Genomic DNA, 19482 nt, shown 5'->3' on the forward strand with positions numbered 1-19482 from the left:
CAACCGGTGATTGAGGGCGGAGGGCGCGGCGGCGAGGGTGAGGGGCAATCCGGCGCGGGCGAGGGGCAATCCAACTCGGGCCAGCGGGGGCATGCGAGCCGGGGCGTGCGGAAGGGCGCGGGTGTGTCACGTGGTGGCGGAAGCCAACCGCTCGTTTTTGGTGACGAGGCGGAGATGAACCCGGAGCGGCTTGCTTTCGAGCCGTTGCCTCCCGGGCAGGGGGGCGACGAGGGCGAGGAACTCTGGGGGCTCCGGGCCGCGGACCCTCGGCGGCGCGCGGGCTCGGCCGGGCCTGGCGGCGCGCAGGGCACCCAGGCGCGGGGGGAGGCGACGGCGGGGCCCGGTGCGGCGCCGCTGCTTCCCCGCAACCGGGACATGGTGAGGCGGTACTTTGGTGGCGAGTCGTCTGGAAGGGGGCAATGACGTGGCAGCGGAGCTTCTCAGTCCCGCCGAGGCACAGGGAGCGGCGGAGGTGGCGGCCCGGCTCAAGGACGGGCTGAACACCGTCATGCTGGACCAGGAATCCGTCGTCGAGCAGGTGGTGGTGGCGGTGCTCGCGCGCGGGCACGTCCTGTTGGAGGGCCTGCCTGGCCTGGGCAAGACGGAGCTGTGCAAGGCGCTGGCGCGGCTGCTGTCGCTGCCCTTCCGCCGCATCCAATTCACTCCCGACCTGCTGCCCGGCGACATCACGGGTACCTACGTGCTGGAAGGCGATGGCCGCCGCGACTTCGTCTTCCGCGAGGGCCCGCTCTTCGCCAGCCTGGTGCTGGCGGACGAAATCAACCGCTCCAGCCCGAAGACGCAGTCCGCGCTGCTGGAGGCCATGCAGGAGCGCAGCGTCACCGTGCTGGGGCAGACGCGTCCGTTGCCGGACCCCTTCTTCGTGCTCGCCACGCAGAACCCCATCGAGCTGGAGGGCACCTATCCGTTGCCCGAGGCGCAGCTCGACCGGTTCCTCTTCCGCATCCAAGTGCCCCCCGTGGGAGCGAAGACGCTGCGCGCGCTGCTCACCACGCGCGTGCGTGGCGCGCCGCCGGAGCTGTCGCCGGTGCTGGACGCGGAGGGCCTGGGCCGCCTCTTCGCCGCCGCGGACCGCGTGCACCTGCCGGGCCCCGTGGCGGACTTCATCGGCCGGTTGGTGGAAGCCTCAGACCCACGCCAACCGTCGGCGCCCGACGCCGTGCGCCGCTTCGTCCGTTATGGCGCCAGTCCTCGCGCGGCGCTCGCGCTCGCCGCCGCCGGGCGCGCGCTGGCGTTGCTGCGAGGCAGGCCCAACGTGGGCTTCGATGACGTGGTGGCCGCCGCGCCTTCCGCCCTCAATCACCGGTTGGTGCTCGCCTACGAGGCCTCGCTGGAGAAGGTCAGCGCGGCGGACGTGGTGCGCGCGCTGCTCCAGGCCGTCCCCGAGGTGCCGCGTGCGTAGCGCGGTACTGACCGCGAGTGTCCTGCTCTGCGCCCTGGGCGGCTCACGGGCCTTCGCCACATCGCTCGCGGACGAGGCCGCGCCCACGGGCTACGGGTATCGCGATGCTTCTGGAACCATTGAGACGCGGATCCACGGCGACCTGCGCGTCTCCATCCGGACCAGCGCGCTGAAGCCGGAGCGCGGCTACACCCCCATCGATGTCGTGCTCCAGAACACGGGGCTCGTGCCCCTCCAGGTCCGTCTGACCTTCCAGGGACATTCGAACTCGGGGCCGCGAACCTCCGAGCGCTCCGTGGAGGTGCCGCCGCAACGGCGGCTCGTCACCTGGCTGCCGGTGCCAGCGACAGTTCAGGCGGGGAGCATCCAGGTGGAGTCGCCCGGCCTGTCTCCGCTGACGCTCCCTGCCCACACCCCCGTCTATGTGGAGCGTTCCACGGGAGGGACGGTGTTGGTGCTGGGGACGCTCAAGGACTTCGACGACACGTCGGGGGTGCCTCGGGTGGAGGCGACCGGCAGCCCGCTGTTCTCCGTGCGCACCGTTGACCCGCGCGATGCGCCCAGGGAGCTGTCTTCCTACGTGGGCTACTCCGTGGTGATGGTGCCGGGAGACCTGGCTTCCGTGCCCGCGGACGTCTGGGCCGTGCTGGAGTCCTACGTCCTCTCGGGAGGACGGCTCGTCCTGCCGCAGGTGTCGAGCAGCCTGACGGAGCATCTGCCGCTGTTCACCGCGGAAGGCTCCAGGGATGCCGTGCCGTATGGCTTCGGGCGGGTGCGGCTGTGTGGCGCCGTGCTCGAATGCGGACAGGCCTTGAACGCGATGCTGGGGGAGTTCATCCCAGGGCCCGTGAATCCCGCGGGGGCCGCGCCTCGGTGGGAGCGAAGCAACCTGCTCGCCGGGGGCATCACGCCGCTGCTGGACCATGCCAACACGCCCGTGGGGCGGTTCCTGCTGCTCATCTTCGCCTTCGTGCTGGCGGTGGGGCCGGGCGGGTTGCTGCTGGCGCGGCGCCGAGGGCCGGTGGCGGTGCTCGTGGCGGTGCCCCTGGTGTCGGTCCTCACCTGTGTGGCGCTCGTGACCTGGTCGGTGCTCGTGGATGGTTTCGCCGTGCACTCCGCGCGCTACAGCCTCACGTGGCTGGACGCGGAGCGCTCGCGCGCGGTGACGCTCGGCGTCTCCGCCTGGTACGCCAACGTGTCTTCGGGGCCGGTGCGCTTCCCGGCGACGAGCGCGCTGCTGGCACCGGACAACGCCGACGAGATGCTGGCGGACCTGGACTGGACGAATGGCCTGACGGTGACGAATGGCTTCCTGCCGCCACGGACCTACCGTGAGTGGGGCGAGGTGGCCGTGCTGCCTTCTCGCGCGCGGCTCGTCGTCCGGCGGGACGGGGGCACCGTCCGCGTCCAGAACGCGCTGGGGGCGCGGCTGGTGCAGGGCTACGTCCGAGTGGGGAGCCAGAGCTACGCGTTGCCCGCGCTGGAGGATGGCGCGGAAGGGACGCTGGGCGAACCGCTGCCCGCGGGCGCGACGCCGGTGAACCAGTTGGTGTCCAGCGTGGGGGAACCGTCGCTCGCCGAGGGGCGACTGTCAGGAGGCGAGGTGAACTTCCGCGCTCCGCTTCCGGAGGGTGGCTTCATCGCGCGCCTGGAGGGCTTGGGGCCGGCGCCCTCGTCCGCCGTTGACGTGGAGCTGGAGGCCGGCATCCACCTGGTGCGAGGCCAGTCGGAAGGGGGGCGGCCATGAGCCTGCTGGAGGTGAAGGGACTGCGGCGCGACTACGGGGCGCTGCGCGCGGTGGATGACGTGTCGTTCTCCCTGGAGGCCGGCAGCATCCTGGGCTTCATCGGGCCCAACGGCGCGGGCAAGAGCACCACGCTGCGCATCCTGGCCACGCTGGATGTGCCCACGTCGGGTGAGGTGCTTCTGGACGGACACTCGTTGGTGGATGCGCCGGACCGGGCGCGTCCGCTCATCGGCTACATGCCAGACCGGTACGGCACCTATGACGACGTCACCGTCTTCGAGTTCCTGGACTTCTTCGCGCGCGCCTACGGACTGAAGGGCGCGGCGCGCCGGCAGCGGGTGGAGTCGGTGATGGCGTTCACCGGACTCACGCCCCTGGCGGACCGGCTCACCACCGCGTTGTCCAAGGGCATGCGGCAGCGCGTGGCGCTGGGGCGCACGCTGCTGCACGACCCGTCGCTGCTGCTGCTGGACGAGCCCGCGGACGGGTTGGACCCGCGCGCCCGTATCGAGCTGCGCGAGCTGCTGCGCGCCCTGGCGGACCAGGGCAAGGCGGTCATCATCTCCAGCCACATCCTCACGGAGCTGGCGGAGATCTGCGACACCTGCGCCATCATCGAGCAGGGGCGTCTACTGGCCACCGGGAAGGTGGCGGACCTGCTCCAGCAGCAGGAGGTGGGCGCGGCGGCGACGCCCGAGCTGACGGTGCGGCTGGCCGTGGGCGACGTGGGCAACGCCGTCTGGGAGCGCGCGGAGCGGGTGCTCCTCGAGCAGCCGCGCGTGAAGCGTGTGGCGCGGGAGGGCGAGGCGCTGCGCGTGCGCCTGGAGCTGGATGCGGGCGCGGGCCCCGCGCAGGTGGACGCGGCGGCGGCGGTGCTGCTGGCGGCGCTGGTGGCCGCGGGGCTCCCCGTGTGCGCCTTCAGCGCGCGGGAGCGGAACCTCGAGGATGCCTTCATGACGGTGACGAAGGGGAGGGTGGCGTGAGCGCGCCCATGGATACGGCGATGAGCCCTCCGGCCCCGGAGCCGATGGCTTCGGGTGGTGGCCAGGTCGCGGGCGCGGAGCCCTGGTCGCAGCGGTGGGGGGACCGGCTCAACCCGCTGGTGGTGAAGGAGCTCCGCCAGGGACTGCGCACGCGCGTCTTCTGGGTGTGCTTCGGGTTGATGCTGCTGGCGTGCCTGGCGGTGGCGCTGGTGGCCTACGTGGACACGCGCGAGGGCGCCTACTCGCGGCGCGGCCAGGGTTACTTCTTCTCCTTCTTCGTCTGCCTGGGCGTCGCGCACTTCTTCGTCATCCCGTACAGCGCCTACCGCTCGTTGGCGCGTGAGCGCGAGGACGAGACGTGGGTGTTGCTGGTGCTCACCGGCCTGGGGCCGCGCCGCATCCTCCGGGGCAAGGTGGCGTCGTTCCTCGTGCAGGCGGCCCTGTATGCCTCCGCGGCGGGGCCCTTCCTCCTCTTCAGCTACTTCCTCAATGGCATCACGCTGCCCACGATTCTGGTGGTGCTGGCGCTGGGCGGCGCGTGGCTCGTCTTCCTCACGGTGGCCAGCGTGTGCGCGGCGACGCTGGCCGACGGCCGCATGGGGCGTGCCTTCGTCCACTTCGGCTTGCTGGGCGCACTGGGCCTGGCGCTGGTGCAGGGCCTGGGCGCGGCCTACGCGATATCGGAGATGGGAGACCGGTTCCTGAATGATGTGGAGTTCCTCTATCTGGTGGGCATTGCGCTGATGCTGATGCTCATGGACGGCTGGCTGCTCTTCGAGGCCGCCGCATCCCGGCTGTCCCTGCCCACGGAGGACTACACGCGGGGGCCGCGTCGCGCGGTGGGAGTGCAGGTGCTGGTGGGCATGCTCGCCGGCTTTGCCATCTGGTGGCTGACGGGGCGTAAGCACAGTGTTCCGGAGATGTTCGCGCTCCTGGGCGGCGTCCACCTGCTGGGCGTGGGCATGTTCGTGGTCGCGGACGTGGATGGTCAGGCGCGTCCGCTGCGCGCGACCACCCGGCCCTGGTCCGTGCTGCGGCCCGGCGCGCTGCGGGGCTTTCGCTGGATGGTGTTCCTGCTGGGGGCCTGGAGCGCGCTGTTCTGGGGCTTGCAGGTGGGGTCCTCGGACCTGCCGCTGAAGGGCCTCTCCCTGCGGATGGCCACCCTGGCGTTGCCGGCATATGGCGTGCTCTTCCTGTCGCTGGCGGTGTGGCTGGGGCGGAAGGTGCGCCCGGACCGGCTGGCCACGCCCGTGGCGGTGCGCTTGATGTTCGTGGCTTCCGTGGCGCTGGCCTCGGCGCTGCCTCCGTTGGTGGCGGTGTTGATGGGATTCGATGGGGATGACCCCATCCTCAACCTCTTCAACCCCGTGGTGGGCATCGCGAACTTCGCCACGTATGACTACGGGGCGTCCGGGCCGAAGATGTCCTGGGACTTGCTGGGCGCGGTCGTGGGCCTGGCGCTGGTGGCCGCCTTCGGGACGGACCGGATGCTCGTGGCGCGTGAGCGGCGGGCCCACACGTCGTGAGCGAGCGGATGGACGCAGCCTCCGTCGCGCGGCTTGTTCCGGGGCTGGCCCTGGCGCTGCCCAGGGGGCCCCACCGGGGGCTCGTGGGGGAGGTCCGTGCCACGTCCGCGGGCAGCGCGCTGGAGCTGCATGACTTCCGTGCGTACCAGCCCGGGGATGACCTGCGGCAGGTGGACTGGAACGCGGTGGCGCGCACGGGAGAGCTCGTGCTGCGCATCCGCCAGGACGAGGTGTCGCCGCGCGTGGAGGTGGTGCTGGATGGTTCGCGCTCCATGGCGCTGTCCCCGCGCAAGGCCGCGTGCGCGCGGGAGGTGGCGCTGCTGACGGCGGAGGTGGCGGCGCGGCAGGGACTGTCGCCCACGTTGCTGGTGGCCGGTGCTCGGCCGGAGCGTGCTCAGGGACAGGCGTGCCGTGCGGCCTTGGAAGCGGCGGACTTCGACGCGCGGGACGGGCTGCCGGAGTCGCTGGGGCGCCTGCCGCCGCTGCGGCCGTGCGGGCTGCGCGTGGTGGTGAGTGACTTCCTCTTCGAAGCGGACTTGCCGGCGCTGTGCGCGCGGTTGGCGCGTGGCGCGTCGGGCCTCTTCCTGGCGCAGGTGCTGGACGCGGAGGACCTGGACCCCGCGGGTGGAGATGGTGCCCGGCTGGTGGATTCGGAGAGCGGCGCGGCGCTGGAAGAATTGCTGACGGACGAGGTGCTGGCCGCGTACACGCGCCGCTTCGCGGAGCACCAGCGCGGCTTGAGGGGCGCGGCCTTGCGTGCTCGCGGAGCGCTGCTCACCGCTCGGGCTCAGGACGGGCTGGGCGCGTTGGTCGCGGGGCCGCTGCGGCCTCTGTTCCTCGCGGCGGGTGCGTCGTGAGGGAGCGCGGGGTGGCGGGCATGGAGCGCGTCGCGGGAGGTGACGCGTGAGCTTCGGCTTCCCGTGGGGGCTGCTGGCGCTGGGCGCGCTCGTGCCGCTGGTGGCGGCGTACTTCCTGCGGCGCCGGCAGAAGCCGGTGGTGGTGAGCGCGCTCTTCCTGTGGCGCAGGCCCAGTCCCCGCGCCGAGGCGGGGCCTCGCTGGGAGCGCTTCACGCGGGAGGCGTCGCTGCTGCTGGAGGTGCTGGCGGTGGTGGCCGCCGCGCTCTTCCTGGCGGACGTGCGGTGGGGAGATTCGGCGCGGGTCCGGCACCTGGTGCTGGTGGTGGACGGGAGCCTGTCCATGTCCGCGCGTGGGCCGAACGGTGTGACGGTGTTGGAGCAGGTGCGGCGCGAGGCGGCGGCGCGCGTGGAGTCGGAGGAGGCGACGCAGGTGACGCTGCTGGCCAGTGGCGGCACGCCGCGCATGCTCGCGGGGCCAGAGGCGGAGCCTTCTCGGGCGTTGGCCGCGCTGGAGTCCTTCCAGGCGCAGGGCGCGGACCATGACCCGATGCCCACACTCATCTGGGCGCAGGAATTGGCGGGGGCGGGACGGCGCGTGGCCTTCTTCACGGACGTTCCTCCGGTGAACGCGGCCCTGGTGCCCGCGTCCGTGCGGTGGACGGCGCTGGGGACCGCGCGAGGTAACGTGGCGCTGGTCTCCGCGCAGCGGCGTGATGAGGGGCCCACGGCCACGGTGACGCTGAGGGTGGCGCGTTTCGGGGAGGCGCCGGAGGAGGTGGACGTTCGGGTCCGCGCGTTGCCAGGGGCCGGTGCGAAGGCCGGCACGGAGCGGGTGGAACGCGTGCAGCTTCCGGAGGAGGGCACCGCGACGGTCCGGCTGACGTTCCAGGAAGCGGGCGATGTGGAGGTATCGCTTCCAGATGACGCGTTGCCCGAGGACGGCCAGGTGCGGCTGCCGCCCACGCCCATGCGGCCCATCGCGGTGGAGTTGGCTCAGGGATTGGGCGCTCCCGAGCAGACCGCACTGGAGCGGTTCCTCGCGGTATCGCCGGAGGTGGCGCGCGGAGCGGAGGGCTCGGCGACGGACGTGGTGTTGGTGCTGGGCCCGCCGGGGACGGATGCGCGGGTGACGGTGGGGGCGGGCGGCGCGCCGCGCACGTTCGTGGGGCCGTTCTTCTCCGAGAAGGGGCATCCGCTGCTGGATGACGTGCAGCTGGCGGGCGTGCGGTGGACGGCAGGGGACAATCCGCCTGGAAAGCCACTGGTGAGCGCCGGGGACGCGGTGCTGGTGTCCGAGGAGGCGGACGGCCGGGTTCACGTCAACGTGGACCTGTCGCGTTCGAACGTGCAGCGCGTGTCCGCGTGGCCGGTGCTGCTGAGCAATCTAGTGCGAGAGGCCCGCCGCACGCGGGAGGGTTTTCCTCGGCGGCAGCTGATGCTGGGCGAGCCGCTGCCGGTGGTGACCCTCGCAGGGGCGCGTTACTCGCTCGTGGGGCCGGGGGGCCGCCGGCCGGTGTTTGGCGCGGGCGAGGTGACGCTGTCGCCTCCCACCGGGCCGGGGGCCTATTCGCTGGAGCGTGACGGCGACGTGGTGGACACGGCGCAGGTGTTGGCACTGGACGCCCGGGAGTCGGACCTGCGTGAGCGCGGACGCGCGGAGGTGCCGGCACGTGAGGCCGGCGACGACGACGCGGGAGGCAGCGCGCCGGGCCGGGCTCGATGGCCTCTGGTTCTTCTACTCGCCGCGCTGGTGGCGGACTTCTACCTCACGCGGCGAGAGACGCCGGGCGCTTCAGGAGCGAGTGCGCCAAGTACCGGGGGCGCGTCATGAGCGCGTCGGAATCGCAAAGCACGGGCCGATGTGCCAGCAGGACGGCAGGTGCCGTGAATATCCGGGCGTTCAGTCGCTCCCACTTCAAGGCCTCATGGCTGCTCATCGGTGGTGCCTGGATTGCCGCATGCTCCAGTCCGAACCCGAACGTGAGGGCCCGTCGGTTGCCCTCTGGCGGCATCGCGGTGAAGGGGCCCCTGGCAGGGCCTTTCGAGACCGAGCAGGAGCTTGCGCAGAACGCATGTTCCATCATGACCCGTCAGCCCGGTGCATCCGCGGGGATGTACGGTACGGAGTACTGCGCTCTCGGGTACTACTCAGGCGAGGGAAAGGGATACTTCCTGAGCTACCTGTCCGAGTTGAGGTCACGCTTGGACAGTGGAAGGAAGAGCTGCCTGATTCCGTCGGCGCTCGACGATGAAGCGCATGGTGATGCGGTGGTCTTCTGGGCGCCGCACACGCATCCGCACAATCGCGAGTTCTCGCGAGTCGACCTCAAGACGCATCTGCGCTGGCTGCCGACGCGCGTGGCGGAGAAAGGCACGGGTAGGACCTTTCCCAAGTCCATCCTGCTCCTCTACCGGGAGAAGACAGGCGAGTGCCGGGTGTATCGGTATGAGCTTCCGTCAAAAGGTGTCTTCGCGCTCCGCGACGGAGCGTGGGTACCGATTGGCCGAGTCTACGATGACGAAGGAAACGTCGAGATGCTCGACGGGATGGGGTGGCTGCCATGAGGTGCTGTCACGATGGGGGAGCCTCCCTGCGACGGGCGTTGACCTGGGTCCCACTTCTGGGCCTCTGCGGATGTTCCGCGCTGGGCATCTACCGATTCGACAAGCCGGAGAGAGCTCCTGCGAATGAGTCGGTGACGATTCCGAGCCAGATTGAGGGTGGCGTGGCGCTGACCGGACCCATGATGGCGGCCCTCAAGGTCGCCATGGATGATTTTCGTCCACCCTGGGTTACGGCGGAGAAGCAGGAGCACCTGGAGGAGAAGTGCCTCGCGGATTGGCGATACATCGACGCTCGTGTGGTCCAGGCGAATGACGACCTGTTCTATGTGACGTTCTCCCCCAACTTGAGCGCGTGTGGCCCTGGCCTTGTTCTTCTCGACGGTGGCGTCGTCTACGCTATCGACGGGAAGGGCCGCATCCTCGCGGAAGGAGAGTGACGGTCGCATGACCTTCTCCCTCCCGCAGGCGTGGGTGCTGCTGCTGCCGCTGGGCCTCTTCCTCTGGAAGTACGGCCGCCGGCCGGGCCCGCCCATGTGGCTGCGCGCCGCGCTGCTGGTGCTCGTCGTCGGCGCGCTCTCGGGCCCCGAGCTGCGATGGGCCGATGCCGGCAGTGACGTCGTCGTGGTGGTGGACCGCTCCGCGTCCATGCCTCGCGACGTGGACCGCACGGCCCAGGAACTCATCACCCTCCTGGAGTCGCAGCGCCGTCCCGGGGACCGCGTGGGGGTCATCACCTTCGGCCGGGAAGCGCGCGTCGAGCAGCCCCTCTCCACCGTCGGAGGCTTTGGCGGTTTCACGCGCCCCGTGGACGCGGAGGCTTCCGACCTGTCCGCCGCGTTGGATGCCGCGAGCGCCCTCATCCCCGACGAGCGCACCGGCCGCGTGCTGGTGCTGTCCGATGGCCGCGCCACGGGCGTGGATGCGCGCGGCGCCGCGCGGCGACTGGCGGCCCGGGGCCTCGCCGTGGACTGGCGCCACATCGCTCGCCCCGAACCGCCGCTTGATGTGGCCGTCGTCTCCGTGGACGTCCCGGCCGCCGTCTCCGAGCGCGAGCCCTTTCAGTTCTCCGCCGTGGTGCATGCCTCCGCCGCCGTCACTGGCACCGTCCGGCTGGAGCGCAATGGCCGCGTGCTCCTCCAGGGGCCCTTCGACTTCCAGCCGGGCCCCAACGTGCTGCCGCTGCGCGACCTGGTCGAGGAGCCCGGCCTGGTCCGTTACCGGCTCTCCGTGGCCGCTCCCGGTGACGGCGTCGTGGAGAACGACCAGGGCGTCGCCGTGCTACGCGTGGAGGGTCCGCCCCGGGTGTTGCTGCTCACGAACCAGTCCCGGGGCACGCTCGCGCAGTCGCTCGCCGCTTCGGGGTTGCAACTCGACGTGCGCACGCCGTTCCGCCTCACATTGGATGACCTGGATGGCGTGGGCACCGTGGTGCTGGAGAACGTGGACGCCAATGCGCTCGGCGAGCCGGGGCTCAACGCGCTGGCGGCCTACGTCGAGCAGGCCGGAGGCGGGCTGGTGATGACCGGCGGACGCAACAGCTTCGGCGAGGGCGGCTTCCGTCGCTCGCCCGTGGAGCCGCTGCTCCCGGTGTCCCTGGAGATGCGCGAGGAGCAGCGCCGCGCGTCCCTGGCGCTGAGCGTGTTGATGGATGCCTCCTGCTCCATGGGGATGACCGTCCCGGATGGGCGGACGAAGATGGAGCTGGCCGCCGAGGGCGTCGTGGCCGCGCTGACGCTGCTCAACCCCAAGGACGAGGTCTCCGTGCACATGGTGGACACGGCGGCCCATGAAATCTTCCCGCTCAGCCCGGTGGAGGCCGGGTTGCCCCTGGATGCCGTCGCGCGCGGATTCAGCGGTGGGGGGGGCATCTACGTGGGCGAGGCGCTCCGCGCCGGCCGCACGGAAATCCTCCGCAGCGAGAAGCCCACGCGCCACGTCCTCCTGTTCTCCGACGCAGCGGACTCCGAGGAGCCCGATGACTACCAGCGCACGCTGGCCCACTTGCGCGAGCAGGAAGTGACGGTGTCCGTCATCGGGCTGGGCGTGCCCTCGGACCCGGACGCGGACCTGCTCCGGGAAGTGGCCCACCGGGGCGGTGGGCGCGTCTACTTCGCCGAGGATGCGATGAGCCTGCCGCGCATCTTCAGCCAGGAGACGCTCACGGTGGCGCGCGCCACCTTCGTGGATGAGCCCGCGTCGCTGGAAGGCGCGCCGGACTTGCCGCTGCTCGGCCGGCTGTCCGCGGAGGGGCTGCCCCAGGTGGGCGGTTACAACCTCACCTACCTCAAGCCCCGCGCCAACGTGGCGTTGCGCACCCTGGACACGAATGGCGCGCCCATCCTGGCGATGTGGCCGCGAGGCGCGGGACGCACGGTGGCCTTCACCGCGGAGGTGGACGGGCCGTACACCGGCGAGCTGCGAACGTGGTCCTCCCTGCGCGCGGCCCTGGAGGGGATGGTGCGCTGGACGCTGGCGGGCGCGGCGCCCGTCGGGGACGCGGTGGTGCGGACCGAGCGGAGGGGGCACCTGCTGCGCGTGACGCTGGACCTGCCTCCCGGCGAGGCGCTGCCCGGTGCGGCACCGACGATGGTGCTCCTGCCCGGCGACGGACGCGCCGCGCCGGTGGAGCGTCCGATGCGGTGGGAGGATGAAGACCGGCTCGTCGCCGAGTACCCGCTGGAGGGCAGTGGAACGTGGCACCCGGTAGTACGGCTGGGCGCGAAGGTGCTCCGCGCGCCGCCCGTCACGCTCCCCTACGCGCCGGAGTTCGAGCCCGGCTCCACGAAGGCGGGACTGGAGCTGCTGCGCGCCATCGCGGCGGTAGGAGGCGGCGTGGAGCGCTTGTCCATGACGGGCCTCTTCATGGAGGCCCCGGAGTCGCTGGGCCGCGTGGCCCTGGCGCCGTGGTTGGTGGCCCTGGCGCTGGCCCTGCTGCTGGCGGAGGTGGCCGTGCGCCGCTTCCTCTCCGCGCCACGGCTGCGTGCGCCGCGGACCCGCGAGCGTTCCGTGTCCATCCCCGCGGCACCCACGGCGCCGTCGTCCACTCCGGCAACACGGACAACCCCGACGTCGGCTCCGCCGGCCCGCGAGGGCGACGCGGTGCCGGCGCCAGCGAAGCCGGCCGAGGGCAGCGTGGACTCCGCGCTGGATGCCGCGCGAGCCCGGGCCCGCCGACGGCTGGACCGTTGAGACGAAGGCGTTGGTAGAGGTGCGGGCCGCCCCGGACAGGAAGGGGCTGGCGCGGAGGAGGGCGACTGTCCGCGGTGGGTACGAGTCGCCCCGAACGAGATGGGGGGATCGGAGATGTGGGGCGACCCGCGCCCTGCGAGACTCACAGGGCGAATGAGTGGATACACGAACAGTGTACGCTTTGCAACACGGGTCTAAAATTATCCGTGAGCGGAATGTGGTGCGGTAGCGCACGTCCTGGTCGGCCCGGGGTGTTGGGCACCAGGCAGCCGACGCGCGTGGCTCCCACCATTCAACATCCGTAACCGTTCGCCGGCTCATGCTGCGTGCGCGGGCTGAGGTGTCTCCGCGCGAGGAAGCAGCGAGGGTGGCGGCAGGCCCCGGCGGTGCGTGCGCAGCGTGCCCGTCAGGAAGTCCAGCACGCCCCGCTCTTGCAACTTGAGCGTGGTGACCGCGGTGAAAATGCGCTCGACGAAGCGGCTGCCCTCGGGGCCTTGCGTCCTGAATGACGTCTTGCGGTACATGACGGCGTGGCGGATGCTCTGCTCGCCGAAGCTATTCGTCGGCTCGATGCCAAGCACGTCGACAAATGTCCAGAGGCACTCCTCCAGTTGGAGGAACTCTCGTGCCATGCTCGCCGTCTTCTTCTCCGCGCGCACCTCGGCCTGACGCAGCAGTCGGCCCACTGTGCGTCGCACCTTCTCCATACGCTGCTCGAAATCCTCTTGAGCCATAGTGCCGTCGCGCACCGGGTGCCACCACTTGAAGAAGCGGTGGCGCTCGCGCATCAACGTATCCGCTGCACGAGCCCCGTCTTCGGTAGGCCCTGGCGAACGTTCAAGCTGATGGGGTGAACGGGACGCTTTCAGCGCGGCGACGACTGCTCTTCGGACGAGGCCAGAGCCGGCTCCGGGACGGTGAGTTCGCCCACCTCGGCGTCGAGTTCGGCGGGGAGGTGGCGAGCGCGCGTGGCGGCCCAGTACTTGGGAGCGAGTTTGAGGTAGCGCTCGCGGGGGCAGTGGGCCAGCACGCGCAGGACGTCGCGCAGGTAGGCCTTGGGCTCGAGTGCGTGCAGCCTCGCGGTGGCGATGAGGGTGAAGAGGTGGCCGGCGCGCTCGGCATGGTCATCGCTACCGACGAAGAGCCAGGCCTGCGTCCGACGGCAGGTCCCCGTTCATTCTGCCCATGTCGGCGAGTCCGCCGTGGTGCAGTACCCCTGGCACCCGAGTTTCGGCACTGCGCTGCAGATCGTCTATCGCGAGCAGCGCCGAGGCGAGCAGGTGGCCGTGTGCCGCATGGCAGATGGCACATGCGCCGTCGTTCCCGCGTGGATGCTCGACGCGGGCTCATGCGCGGGCATGAGGCTCGGAGAAGCGCACGTGAGTGTTTCAGCGCTCCTCGAGCTGCGCTCCCTGCTCATCGCGCTTGAGGAGAAGCTGCCCTCCACGCCTCCCACTGAGGCGCAGGAGGAGCACCATGAGGAAGTCGCGGTCGCCGTCACCCCAGCTGTCCCTGAGCCTCGCCCCGCCCCAACTCGCCGGCCTCGACGGCGGCGCGCGCCACGAGGCGGTGCGCGCGCTGGCAAGGCTGCTCCTGGAAGCAAGCAGAATGCCTCCTCCGGGCGTGGGAAGGGAGGCCAGCGATGAGCCGCGCTGAGCTCCCGAGGAGCGTGCTCGAGCGCCGCGCCATCATCTACGTGCGCCAGTCCACGGGCACCCAGGTGCAGGAGAACCTCGAGAGCCAACGGCGGCAGTACGCGCTGGCGGACCTGGCGCGCTCCTACGGCTTCACGGATGTCACCACCATTGATGATGACCTCGGCCGCTCGGCGAGCGGCGCCGTCGCACGGCCCGGCTTCGAGTCGCTCGTCGCGCAGCTATGCCAGGGCAGCATCGGCGCTGTCTTCTGCCTGGAGGCCTCGCGCCTGGCGCGCAACGGGCGCGACTGGCACCACCTGCTGGAGCTGTGCGGCATGGTGCAGGCGCGCGTCGTGGACGAGGAAGGCGTGTACGACCCGAGCCACCCCAATGACCGCCTGCTGCTCGGCCTCAAGGGAACCATGAGCGAATTCGAGCTCACGGTCATCCGCCGCCGCATGGTGGACGCGGCGCTCGCGAAGGCACGGCGTGGCGAGCTGCGCTTGCCCGTTCCGGTGGGCTATGTGTGGCGGCAGGAGACTGGGTTGGAGATGGACCCGGACCGCCGAGTGCAGGAGGCGGTGCGCGCCGTCTTCCGCCTCTTTCAGCGGCTGGGGAGCGCTCGCCAGGTATTGCTCGCCATGCACCGCGACGACATCTCCTTTCCTCGTCCTGCGGACGGCAAGCGGTCCACCCCGTTGCGGTGGGCAGCTCCCGCCTACCGCAACATCATTTCCGTACTGGAGAATCCCTTCTACGCGGGCGCGTACGCGTACGGGAAGTCGCACCACCGCACGCAGCTTGTGGAGGGCCGGCTGCGAAAGACATACGGGCATGGAAGGCCGATGCAGGAGTGGACGGTCCTGCTCAAGGAGCACCATGCGGGCTACGTCACCTGGGAGGAGTATGAGCGCATCCAGGAGAAGCTGCGGCGCAACGCCTATCGCAAGCCCGCCGGCGAGGCGAAGGCCGGCCGCGGCGGACGCGCGCTCCTCTCAGGGCTGCTGCGCTGCCGAAGGTGCGGCCGCATGCTGAGCGTTACGTACTCAGGCCGCGGTGTCGGGGTGGTGCGCTACAGCTGCCGCATGGGCAACAGCATGCACGGGGTCGCTCCCTGCATTACCTTCGGCGCGCTGCGGCCGGACGCTGCCATAGCGCACACCCTGCTCGCCGTCGTACAACCTCTCGCCGTGGAGGCGGCCCTCATGGCGGAGCAACTGGCGGTGGACGGCGAGGACGAGCGCAAGCGCGCGCTCGAGCTGGCGCGCCAGCAGGCTGCCTACGAAGTGCACCTCGCGCAGCGTCGCTACGAGGCGGTGGACCCGGACAACCGTCTGGTGGCGGGCGAGCTGGAGTCCCGGTGGAACGCCGCGCTGTCACGCTTGCACGAGTGCGAAGCGCGGCTTGCGGCCGCGCAGGGCACCGCGCGCACCTCTCCGAGCAAGGAGGAACTGGCCGGCCTGGCGGAGAACCTTGAGGCGGCGTGGAGCGCCCCCACGACGACGATGCGCACCCGGCAGCAGCTCGTCCGCATGCTGGTGCGCGAAGTGGTGGTGGACGTGGACGAAGCGACGCGCGAGGTGGTGCTCGTTATCCACTGGCGCGGCGGATGCCACTCCGAGGTGCGCGTGCGCAAGCCCCAGACGGGCGAGCACACCAAGCGCGCGGCCCCCGAGGCGGACGCCATCATCCGCGACATGGCCACCAGGTGGGACGACGAGCACATCGCCGCGACGCTCAACCGGATGGGCCTGCTCACCGGGCAGGGCCTCACATGGACCCGACGCCGTGTCGAGTCGTACCGGAAGACCGCAGGCATCCGCGCCTACGAGTCCGCGCACAAGGATGGGCGCTGCCTGACGATGTACGAGGCGGCAAAGGCGGAGGGCGTCTCGCACTACGCGATTCGCACCCTCATCCAGCAGGGCATCCTGCCTGCGCGGCAGGTGGTGAAGGATGCGCCTTGGCAGATACTTGCGGTCGACCTGGCGAGCCCCGCGGTGCAGAAGGCCCTCGCTGCGCGTCGTAAGGGCCCGTGTCGAAACCAGCGTGATGACCGCACCCTTGTAATTCCCGGCATTTGAAGAGGTAACGCACAATGATCGCTTCGTCGCAATCCGCCTCAACTCCCTCTCGGAGCGGTTGTTCTCGAGCAGCATCCGTCCGTCTTCGAGGAAGCAGCGCGGCGCCTCGCGCTGGCGCACGGAGTAGCCGAGCGCCCGGCGCAAGAGGCCGCGCTGCTCTCGCACCTTCTCGTACTCCGCCTCGGCCCAGGTGAAGAATGCGTCCACGTGCGCGCGGAGGTGGGCATGCCGCAGCCGGTGAATCTCCTCCGGGGCCTTGTCCCTCTATGTCGCTTCCAGTTGGAAGAGGCGGCTGATGCGCGCAAGTCCCTCTCTGGCGACGACGTCCCTGGCCGTCGCCGCCTTGCTCAGCGACAATTACTCCTCACCACCAGCGACAACTACTTCTCCCCATCTTGAGTGAAGGCGTCGGTACATGCCGCCGGACGAGGAGGAGTTCCGGTGGCGGTGACGAACGCCCAGGTGAGGAAGCTGATGGAGGAGTTGACGAAGCACGTCACCTCCTGACAGACCTCGGCCTCGCCGCCGGCGGACGCCGCCCTCGGCGGGCTCGCGTCTTCCACATCTCCGCATTCGCTATGCGCACCACTTTGCGCGCTCCGGCTCATCCCCTCCAGACGGGGCTCGTGCAGCGGATACGAACTCTTCGCGGAGGGGTTCTCGGTCTGGATGAGGGATGTGGCGGCACGGCGCGCGCTGCCTTCGGGCGGAGGGCAGCAGGTGGCCGAGGACGGCAAGAGTCTACGGGGGGCACGTACGGGGGGAGCGCCGAGCGTGCCGATGCACCTTGTTCACACCTATCTGGTCAGGGGACGCGACAGCCTCCTGGTGGGGCTGGCGCTCGCGCCAGGTGGTGCCTCAAGGGAGGCGCCGGTAGCCGCGGGTCTGCTGAGCCTGCTGGAGTTGACCGACACCGTGGTAACAGGCGACGCGAACCTCCTGACGGCGCGCTGGCCGACGGCATCGTGAAGGCCGGGGGAGGCTATGTCCTGGCCCTCGCGGGCAACCGGGGCCCTCGCACGCCGCGGTGTGCGAGAGGCTGTGCGTCGTGGGCAGCAAAGACGTGCTGGAAGAGGCGCGGCAGAGTCCTTGTGCGATTCGCGCACGGACAGTGGGGAGGAAGCAGGCCATGGCCGAAAAGAGCAACGACGTGGTTGGGCATTTGGCGTGAAGCACTTCCCTGGTGTGCAGCACTACCTGCCGCACGCCAGGAGTGTGCTGGCGCTGGCTCAAGAGCGTTCTGTCGTTACGCCGAACGGCACCGAGACAAGCCGCGAGCTGCATTTCTTCGTCAGCACCCGCAGCCCACCGATGCCGAAGCCATGGCGACCTTCGTGCGTGCGCACTGGGAGGTGGAAAACGGGCTACATCAGCGTGTGGAAGTCGGGCTGCATGAGGACGCCACGCGCATCAACAATGGCCCGGGTGCTCCGAACCTCGCCGTGGTACGCCGTGCTGCCCTTGCCGTCCTGAAGGCTGACACCTCGTTCAAGGCCAGCCTGCCCAGGCGCGTGCGGCAGGCTGGTCACGACGATACCTACCGCACCCACCTCCTCACCCTCGTCATTTCCTAAGCCTATCGTGCGGGCACCCTGGGGCGGGGGGGACAGCATACTGGATTGGAGAGACACCCGATGGGGCGTCATCCGCTGCCTCGCGCGCAGGCGGGGCTACCAGCTCCGAACGGAGCGCCAGCGGGCTGGTGGTAGTAATGCCAGACAGGCAGCGACAGTTGTTCCAGAAAGACGGGTGGACTGGTAAATCTTCAGGTCATCAATGAGCCTCGTCATTACCCAGGGTGTCTGCCTCTCCTACGGGAAGAAAGTCCTCTTCGACAACGAAAGCTTCTCCATCGGCCCCAGGGACCGCATAGGTCTAGTTGGAGCCAACGGCACTGGCAAGAGTACGCTGATGCAAATGCTGGCGGGAGTGCGTCAGCCAGACTCCGGGACATTCACCTACCGGCGGAGGGCGCGGGTGGGCTATCTGCCTCAGGAACTGGCTGGCCTTCCCGAGGGCACGGTGGTTGACGCGGTGCTGAGCACCGTGCCTGGCCGGGACTCGCTGGAGGCGCGCCTGGGGGAGACGGAGGACGCGCTCGGGGACGCCAGGAGCGAGGAAGAGCAACTGGCGCTGGCCCAGGCGCTGGCAGACCTCCATGCTGAGCTGAACCAATTCGAGGAGCACTACGGGCGACACCGCGCCGAGCGCATCCTCAAGGGGCTGGGCTTCCAGGACGCGGACCTGGATAGACCCACGGGGGCGCTGAGTGGCGGCTGGCGAATGCGCGCGGCACTGGCAGGGCTGCTGCTCCAGGACCCGGATTTGCTGTTGATGGACGAGCCGACCAACCACCTGGACGTGTCAACGCTGGCATGGTTCGACGGTTTCCTCAAGCGCTCGACCAAGGCGCTCGTGCTCATCTCCCACGACCGGGACTTCCTCAACCGACAGGTGGACAGGATTCTGGCCCTGGAAGTGGAGGGACTGCGCTCGTATGTGGGCAACTACGACGCGTACAAGCGGCAGCGGGCCGAGGAGGCCGAGCAGCTCATGGCGGAAGCCCAGCGTGTGGAGGCGCGCAAGGCGGAGTTGCAGTCGTTCATTGACCGCTTCAGGGTGACCAAGGCCAGCCAGGCCCGGAGCCGGGCGAAGATGCTGGAGCGGCTCGAGGAGGTGCGGGTACTGGAGGAGCGGGCCCGTATGCGTTTTCGCTTCCCGGAAGTGGCTCGCTCCGGAAAGGAAGTGATGCTGCTGGAGCGCGTCCAGAAGCGCTATGGCGCGACGGTGGTGTACTCAGGGCTGGATGCTCGGGTGGAGCGCGGTCAGCGCATCGCCGTGGTGGGCGACAACGGTGCGGGCAAGACGACCTTGTTGAAGCTCATGGCCGGGGAGCTGGCGCCGGACGCGGGTGTGGTGAAGCCAGGGCTCAACGTGGTGATGGGCTACTACGCACAGCACCACACGGAGAAGTTGAACAAGCGCAACACCATCCTTGAGGAGGTGCGTCCCCTGGCGGCGGACAAGCCGGAGAGCATGGTGCGGAGGGTGCTCGGCTCGTTCCTGTTCTCGGGGGACGACGTCGACAAGCCCATCAGCGTACTGAGTGGTGGAGAGCGGGCGCGAGTGGCGCTGGCCAAGCTGCTGCTGGTGCCCTCCAACCTCCTGCTGATGGACGAGCCCACCAACCACCTGGACCTGGACTCGACGGAGATGTTGATAGAAGCACTGAAGGGGTATGGAGGGACGCTGGTGTTCGTTTCACACAACCGCGGCTTCGTGAATAGGCTGGCGTCACACGTCTGGGACGTGGTGGGGGGCAAGGTGGAGAGGCATCCGGGGGGCCTAGATGATTACCTCTACCACCAGGAGCAGCGCCGGCTCGCGCGGGAGGTCGGTGAGAGTTCCCGCGGCAGTCGCTCGAAGCGAGAGAATCCCAGACGGGCCTGATGCGTGCGGAGGGCACATGCC

General features: G+C 70.0%; 16 protein-coding genes and 2 pseudogenes. 14 read left to right on the forward strand and 4 right to left on the reverse strand.

Annotation, left to right across the window (positions count from 1 at the left end; genetic code table 11):
- The 10 genes and pseudogenes from FMP39_RS22650 to FMP39_RS22695 form a co-directional block, all read left to right on the forward strand.
- Positions 1–423: pseudogene (locus FMP39_RS22650) on the forward strand (hypothetical protein); the annotation flags it as partial.
- A gap of 1 nt (position 424) precedes the next feature.
- Positions 425–1423 carry a MoxR family ATPase gene (locus FMP39_RS22655; protein WP_174257146.1) on the forward strand — a complete coding sequence of 333 codons (999 nt, stop codon included), beginning with the start codon at positions 425–427 and terminating at the stop codon, positions 1421–1423.
- Positions 1416–3170 carry a hypothetical protein gene (locus FMP39_RS22660; protein WP_141592351.1) on the forward strand — a complete coding sequence of 585 codons (1755 nt, stop codon included), beginning with the start codon at positions 1416–1418 and terminating at the stop codon, positions 3168–3170. The genes FMP39_RS22655 and FMP39_RS22660 overlap by 8 nt, the downstream gene beginning before the upstream one ends.
- Positions 3167–4153 (forward strand): ABC transporter ATP-binding protein, encoded by a 987-nt coding sequence (locus tag FMP39_RS22665; RefSeq protein WP_141592352.1) that lies wholly within the window; start codon positions 3167–3169, stop codon positions 4151–4153. Before FMP39_RS22660 ends, FMP39_RS22665 begins: the two co-directional genes overlap by 4 nt.
- Entirely contained in the window at positions 4150–5679 is a 1530-nt protein-coding gene (locus tag FMP39_RS22670; protein WP_141592353.1) for an ABC transporter permease, read from the forward strand. The genes FMP39_RS22665 and FMP39_RS22670 overlap by 4 nt, the downstream gene beginning before the upstream one ends.
- A gap of 8 nt (positions 5680–5687) precedes the next feature.
- Positions 5688–6536 carry a DUF58 domain-containing protein gene (locus tag FMP39_RS22675; RefSeq protein WP_194858523.1) on the forward strand — a complete coding sequence of 283 codons (849 nt, stop codon included), beginning with the start codon at positions 5688–5690 and terminating at the stop codon, positions 6534–6536.
- Between the two features lie 46 nt (positions 6537–6582).
- The gene (locus FMP39_RS22680; RefSeq protein ID WP_141592355.1) at positions 6583–8367 is read left to right on the forward strand and encodes a BatA and WFA domain-containing protein; all 1785 of its coding nucleotides are present in this window, start codon (positions 6583–6585) and stop codon (positions 8365–8367) included.
- A gap of 53 nt (positions 8368–8420) precedes the next feature.
- Positions 8421–9101, forward strand: coding sequence for a hypothetical protein (locus tag FMP39_RS22685; protein WP_228558240.1), 681 nt, complete (start codon positions 8421–8423; stop codon positions 9099–9101).
- 131 nt (positions 9102–9232) lie between these two features.
- Entirely contained in the window at positions 9233–9538 is a 306-nt protein-coding gene (locus FMP39_RS22690) for a hypothetical protein (RefSeq protein ID WP_225909555.1), read from the forward strand.
- A 7-nt stretch (positions 9539–9545) separates the two neighbouring features.
- Positions 9546–12290, forward strand: a complete 2745-nt coding sequence (locus FMP39_RS22695) for a VWA domain-containing protein (RefSeq protein WP_141592357.1) — start codon at positions 9546–9548, stop codon at positions 12288–12290.
- A 317-nt stretch (positions 12291–12607) separates the two neighbouring features.
- Here FMP39_RS22695 and FMP39_RS22700 read toward each other — a convergent pair whose 3' ends face one another.
- Positions 12608–13159, reverse strand: coding sequence for a transposase (locus tag FMP39_RS22700; protein ID WP_368667076.1), 552 nt, complete (start codon positions 13157–13159; stop codon positions 12608–12610).
- Positions 13156–13380 carry a transposase domain-containing protein gene (locus FMP39_RS22705; protein ID WP_228558244.1) on the reverse strand — a complete coding sequence of 75 codons (225 nt, stop codon included), beginning with the start codon at positions 13378–13380 and terminating at the stop codon, positions 13156–13158. The genes FMP39_RS22700 and FMP39_RS22705 overlap by 4 nt, the downstream gene beginning before the upstream one ends.
- 552 nt (positions 13381–13932) lie before the next feature.
- Between FMP39_RS22705 and FMP39_RS22710 the strand changes: the two genes are divergently transcribed.
- Positions 13933–16011, forward strand: coding sequence for a recombinase family protein (locus FMP39_RS22710; protein ID WP_141592358.1), 2079 nt, complete (start codon positions 13933–13935; stop codon positions 16009–16011).
- 9 nt (positions 16012–16020) lie between these two features.
- Here FMP39_RS22710 and FMP39_RS38120 read toward each other — a convergent pair.
- Both FMP39_RS38120 and FMP39_RS22720 read right to left on the reverse strand, forming a co-directional pair.
- Positions 16021–16254, reverse strand: a pseudogene (locus tag FMP39_RS38120) (transposase); the annotation flags it as partial.
- Between the two features lie 137 nt (positions 16255–16391).
- Positions 16392–16574 (reverse strand): hypothetical protein, encoded by a 183-nt coding sequence (locus tag FMP39_RS22720; protein ID WP_141592359.1) that lies wholly within the window; start codon positions 16572–16574, stop codon positions 16392–16394.
- Positions 16575–16785: 211 nt separating this feature from the next.
- Here FMP39_RS22720 and FMP39_RS22725 point away from each other — a divergent pair, with 211 nt between their 5' ends.
- The 3 genes from FMP39_RS22725 to FMP39_RS22735 all read left to right on the forward strand — a co-directional run bounded on the left by FMP39_RS22725 (position 16786) and on the right by FMP39_RS22735 (position 19461).
- A complete protein-coding gene (locus tag FMP39_RS22725; RefSeq protein ID WP_141592360.1) occupies positions 16786–16980 on the forward strand; it encodes a hypothetical protein in 195 nt (64 codons plus the stop codon).
- A gap of 353 nt (positions 16981–17333) precedes the next feature.
- Positions 17334–17585 carry a hypothetical protein gene (locus tag FMP39_RS22730; RefSeq protein WP_141592361.1) on the forward strand — a complete coding sequence of 84 codons (252 nt, stop codon included), beginning with the start codon at positions 17334–17336 and terminating at the stop codon, positions 17583–17585.
- Between the two features lie 202 nt (positions 17586–17787).
- On the forward strand, positions 17788–19461 hold the full coding sequence (locus FMP39_RS22735; RefSeq protein ID WP_228558241.1) for an ABC-F family ATP-binding cassette domain-containing protein: 1674 nt from the start codon (positions 17788–17790) through the stop codon (positions 19459–19461).
- The last annotated feature ends 21 nt before the right edge of the window (positions 19462–19482 follow it).

Source organism: Myxococcus sp. AB056 (genome assembly GCF_006547365.1).
Classification (GTDB): domain Bacteria; phylum Myxococcota; class Myxococcia; order Myxococcales; family Myxococcaceae; genus Myxococcus; species Myxococcus virescens.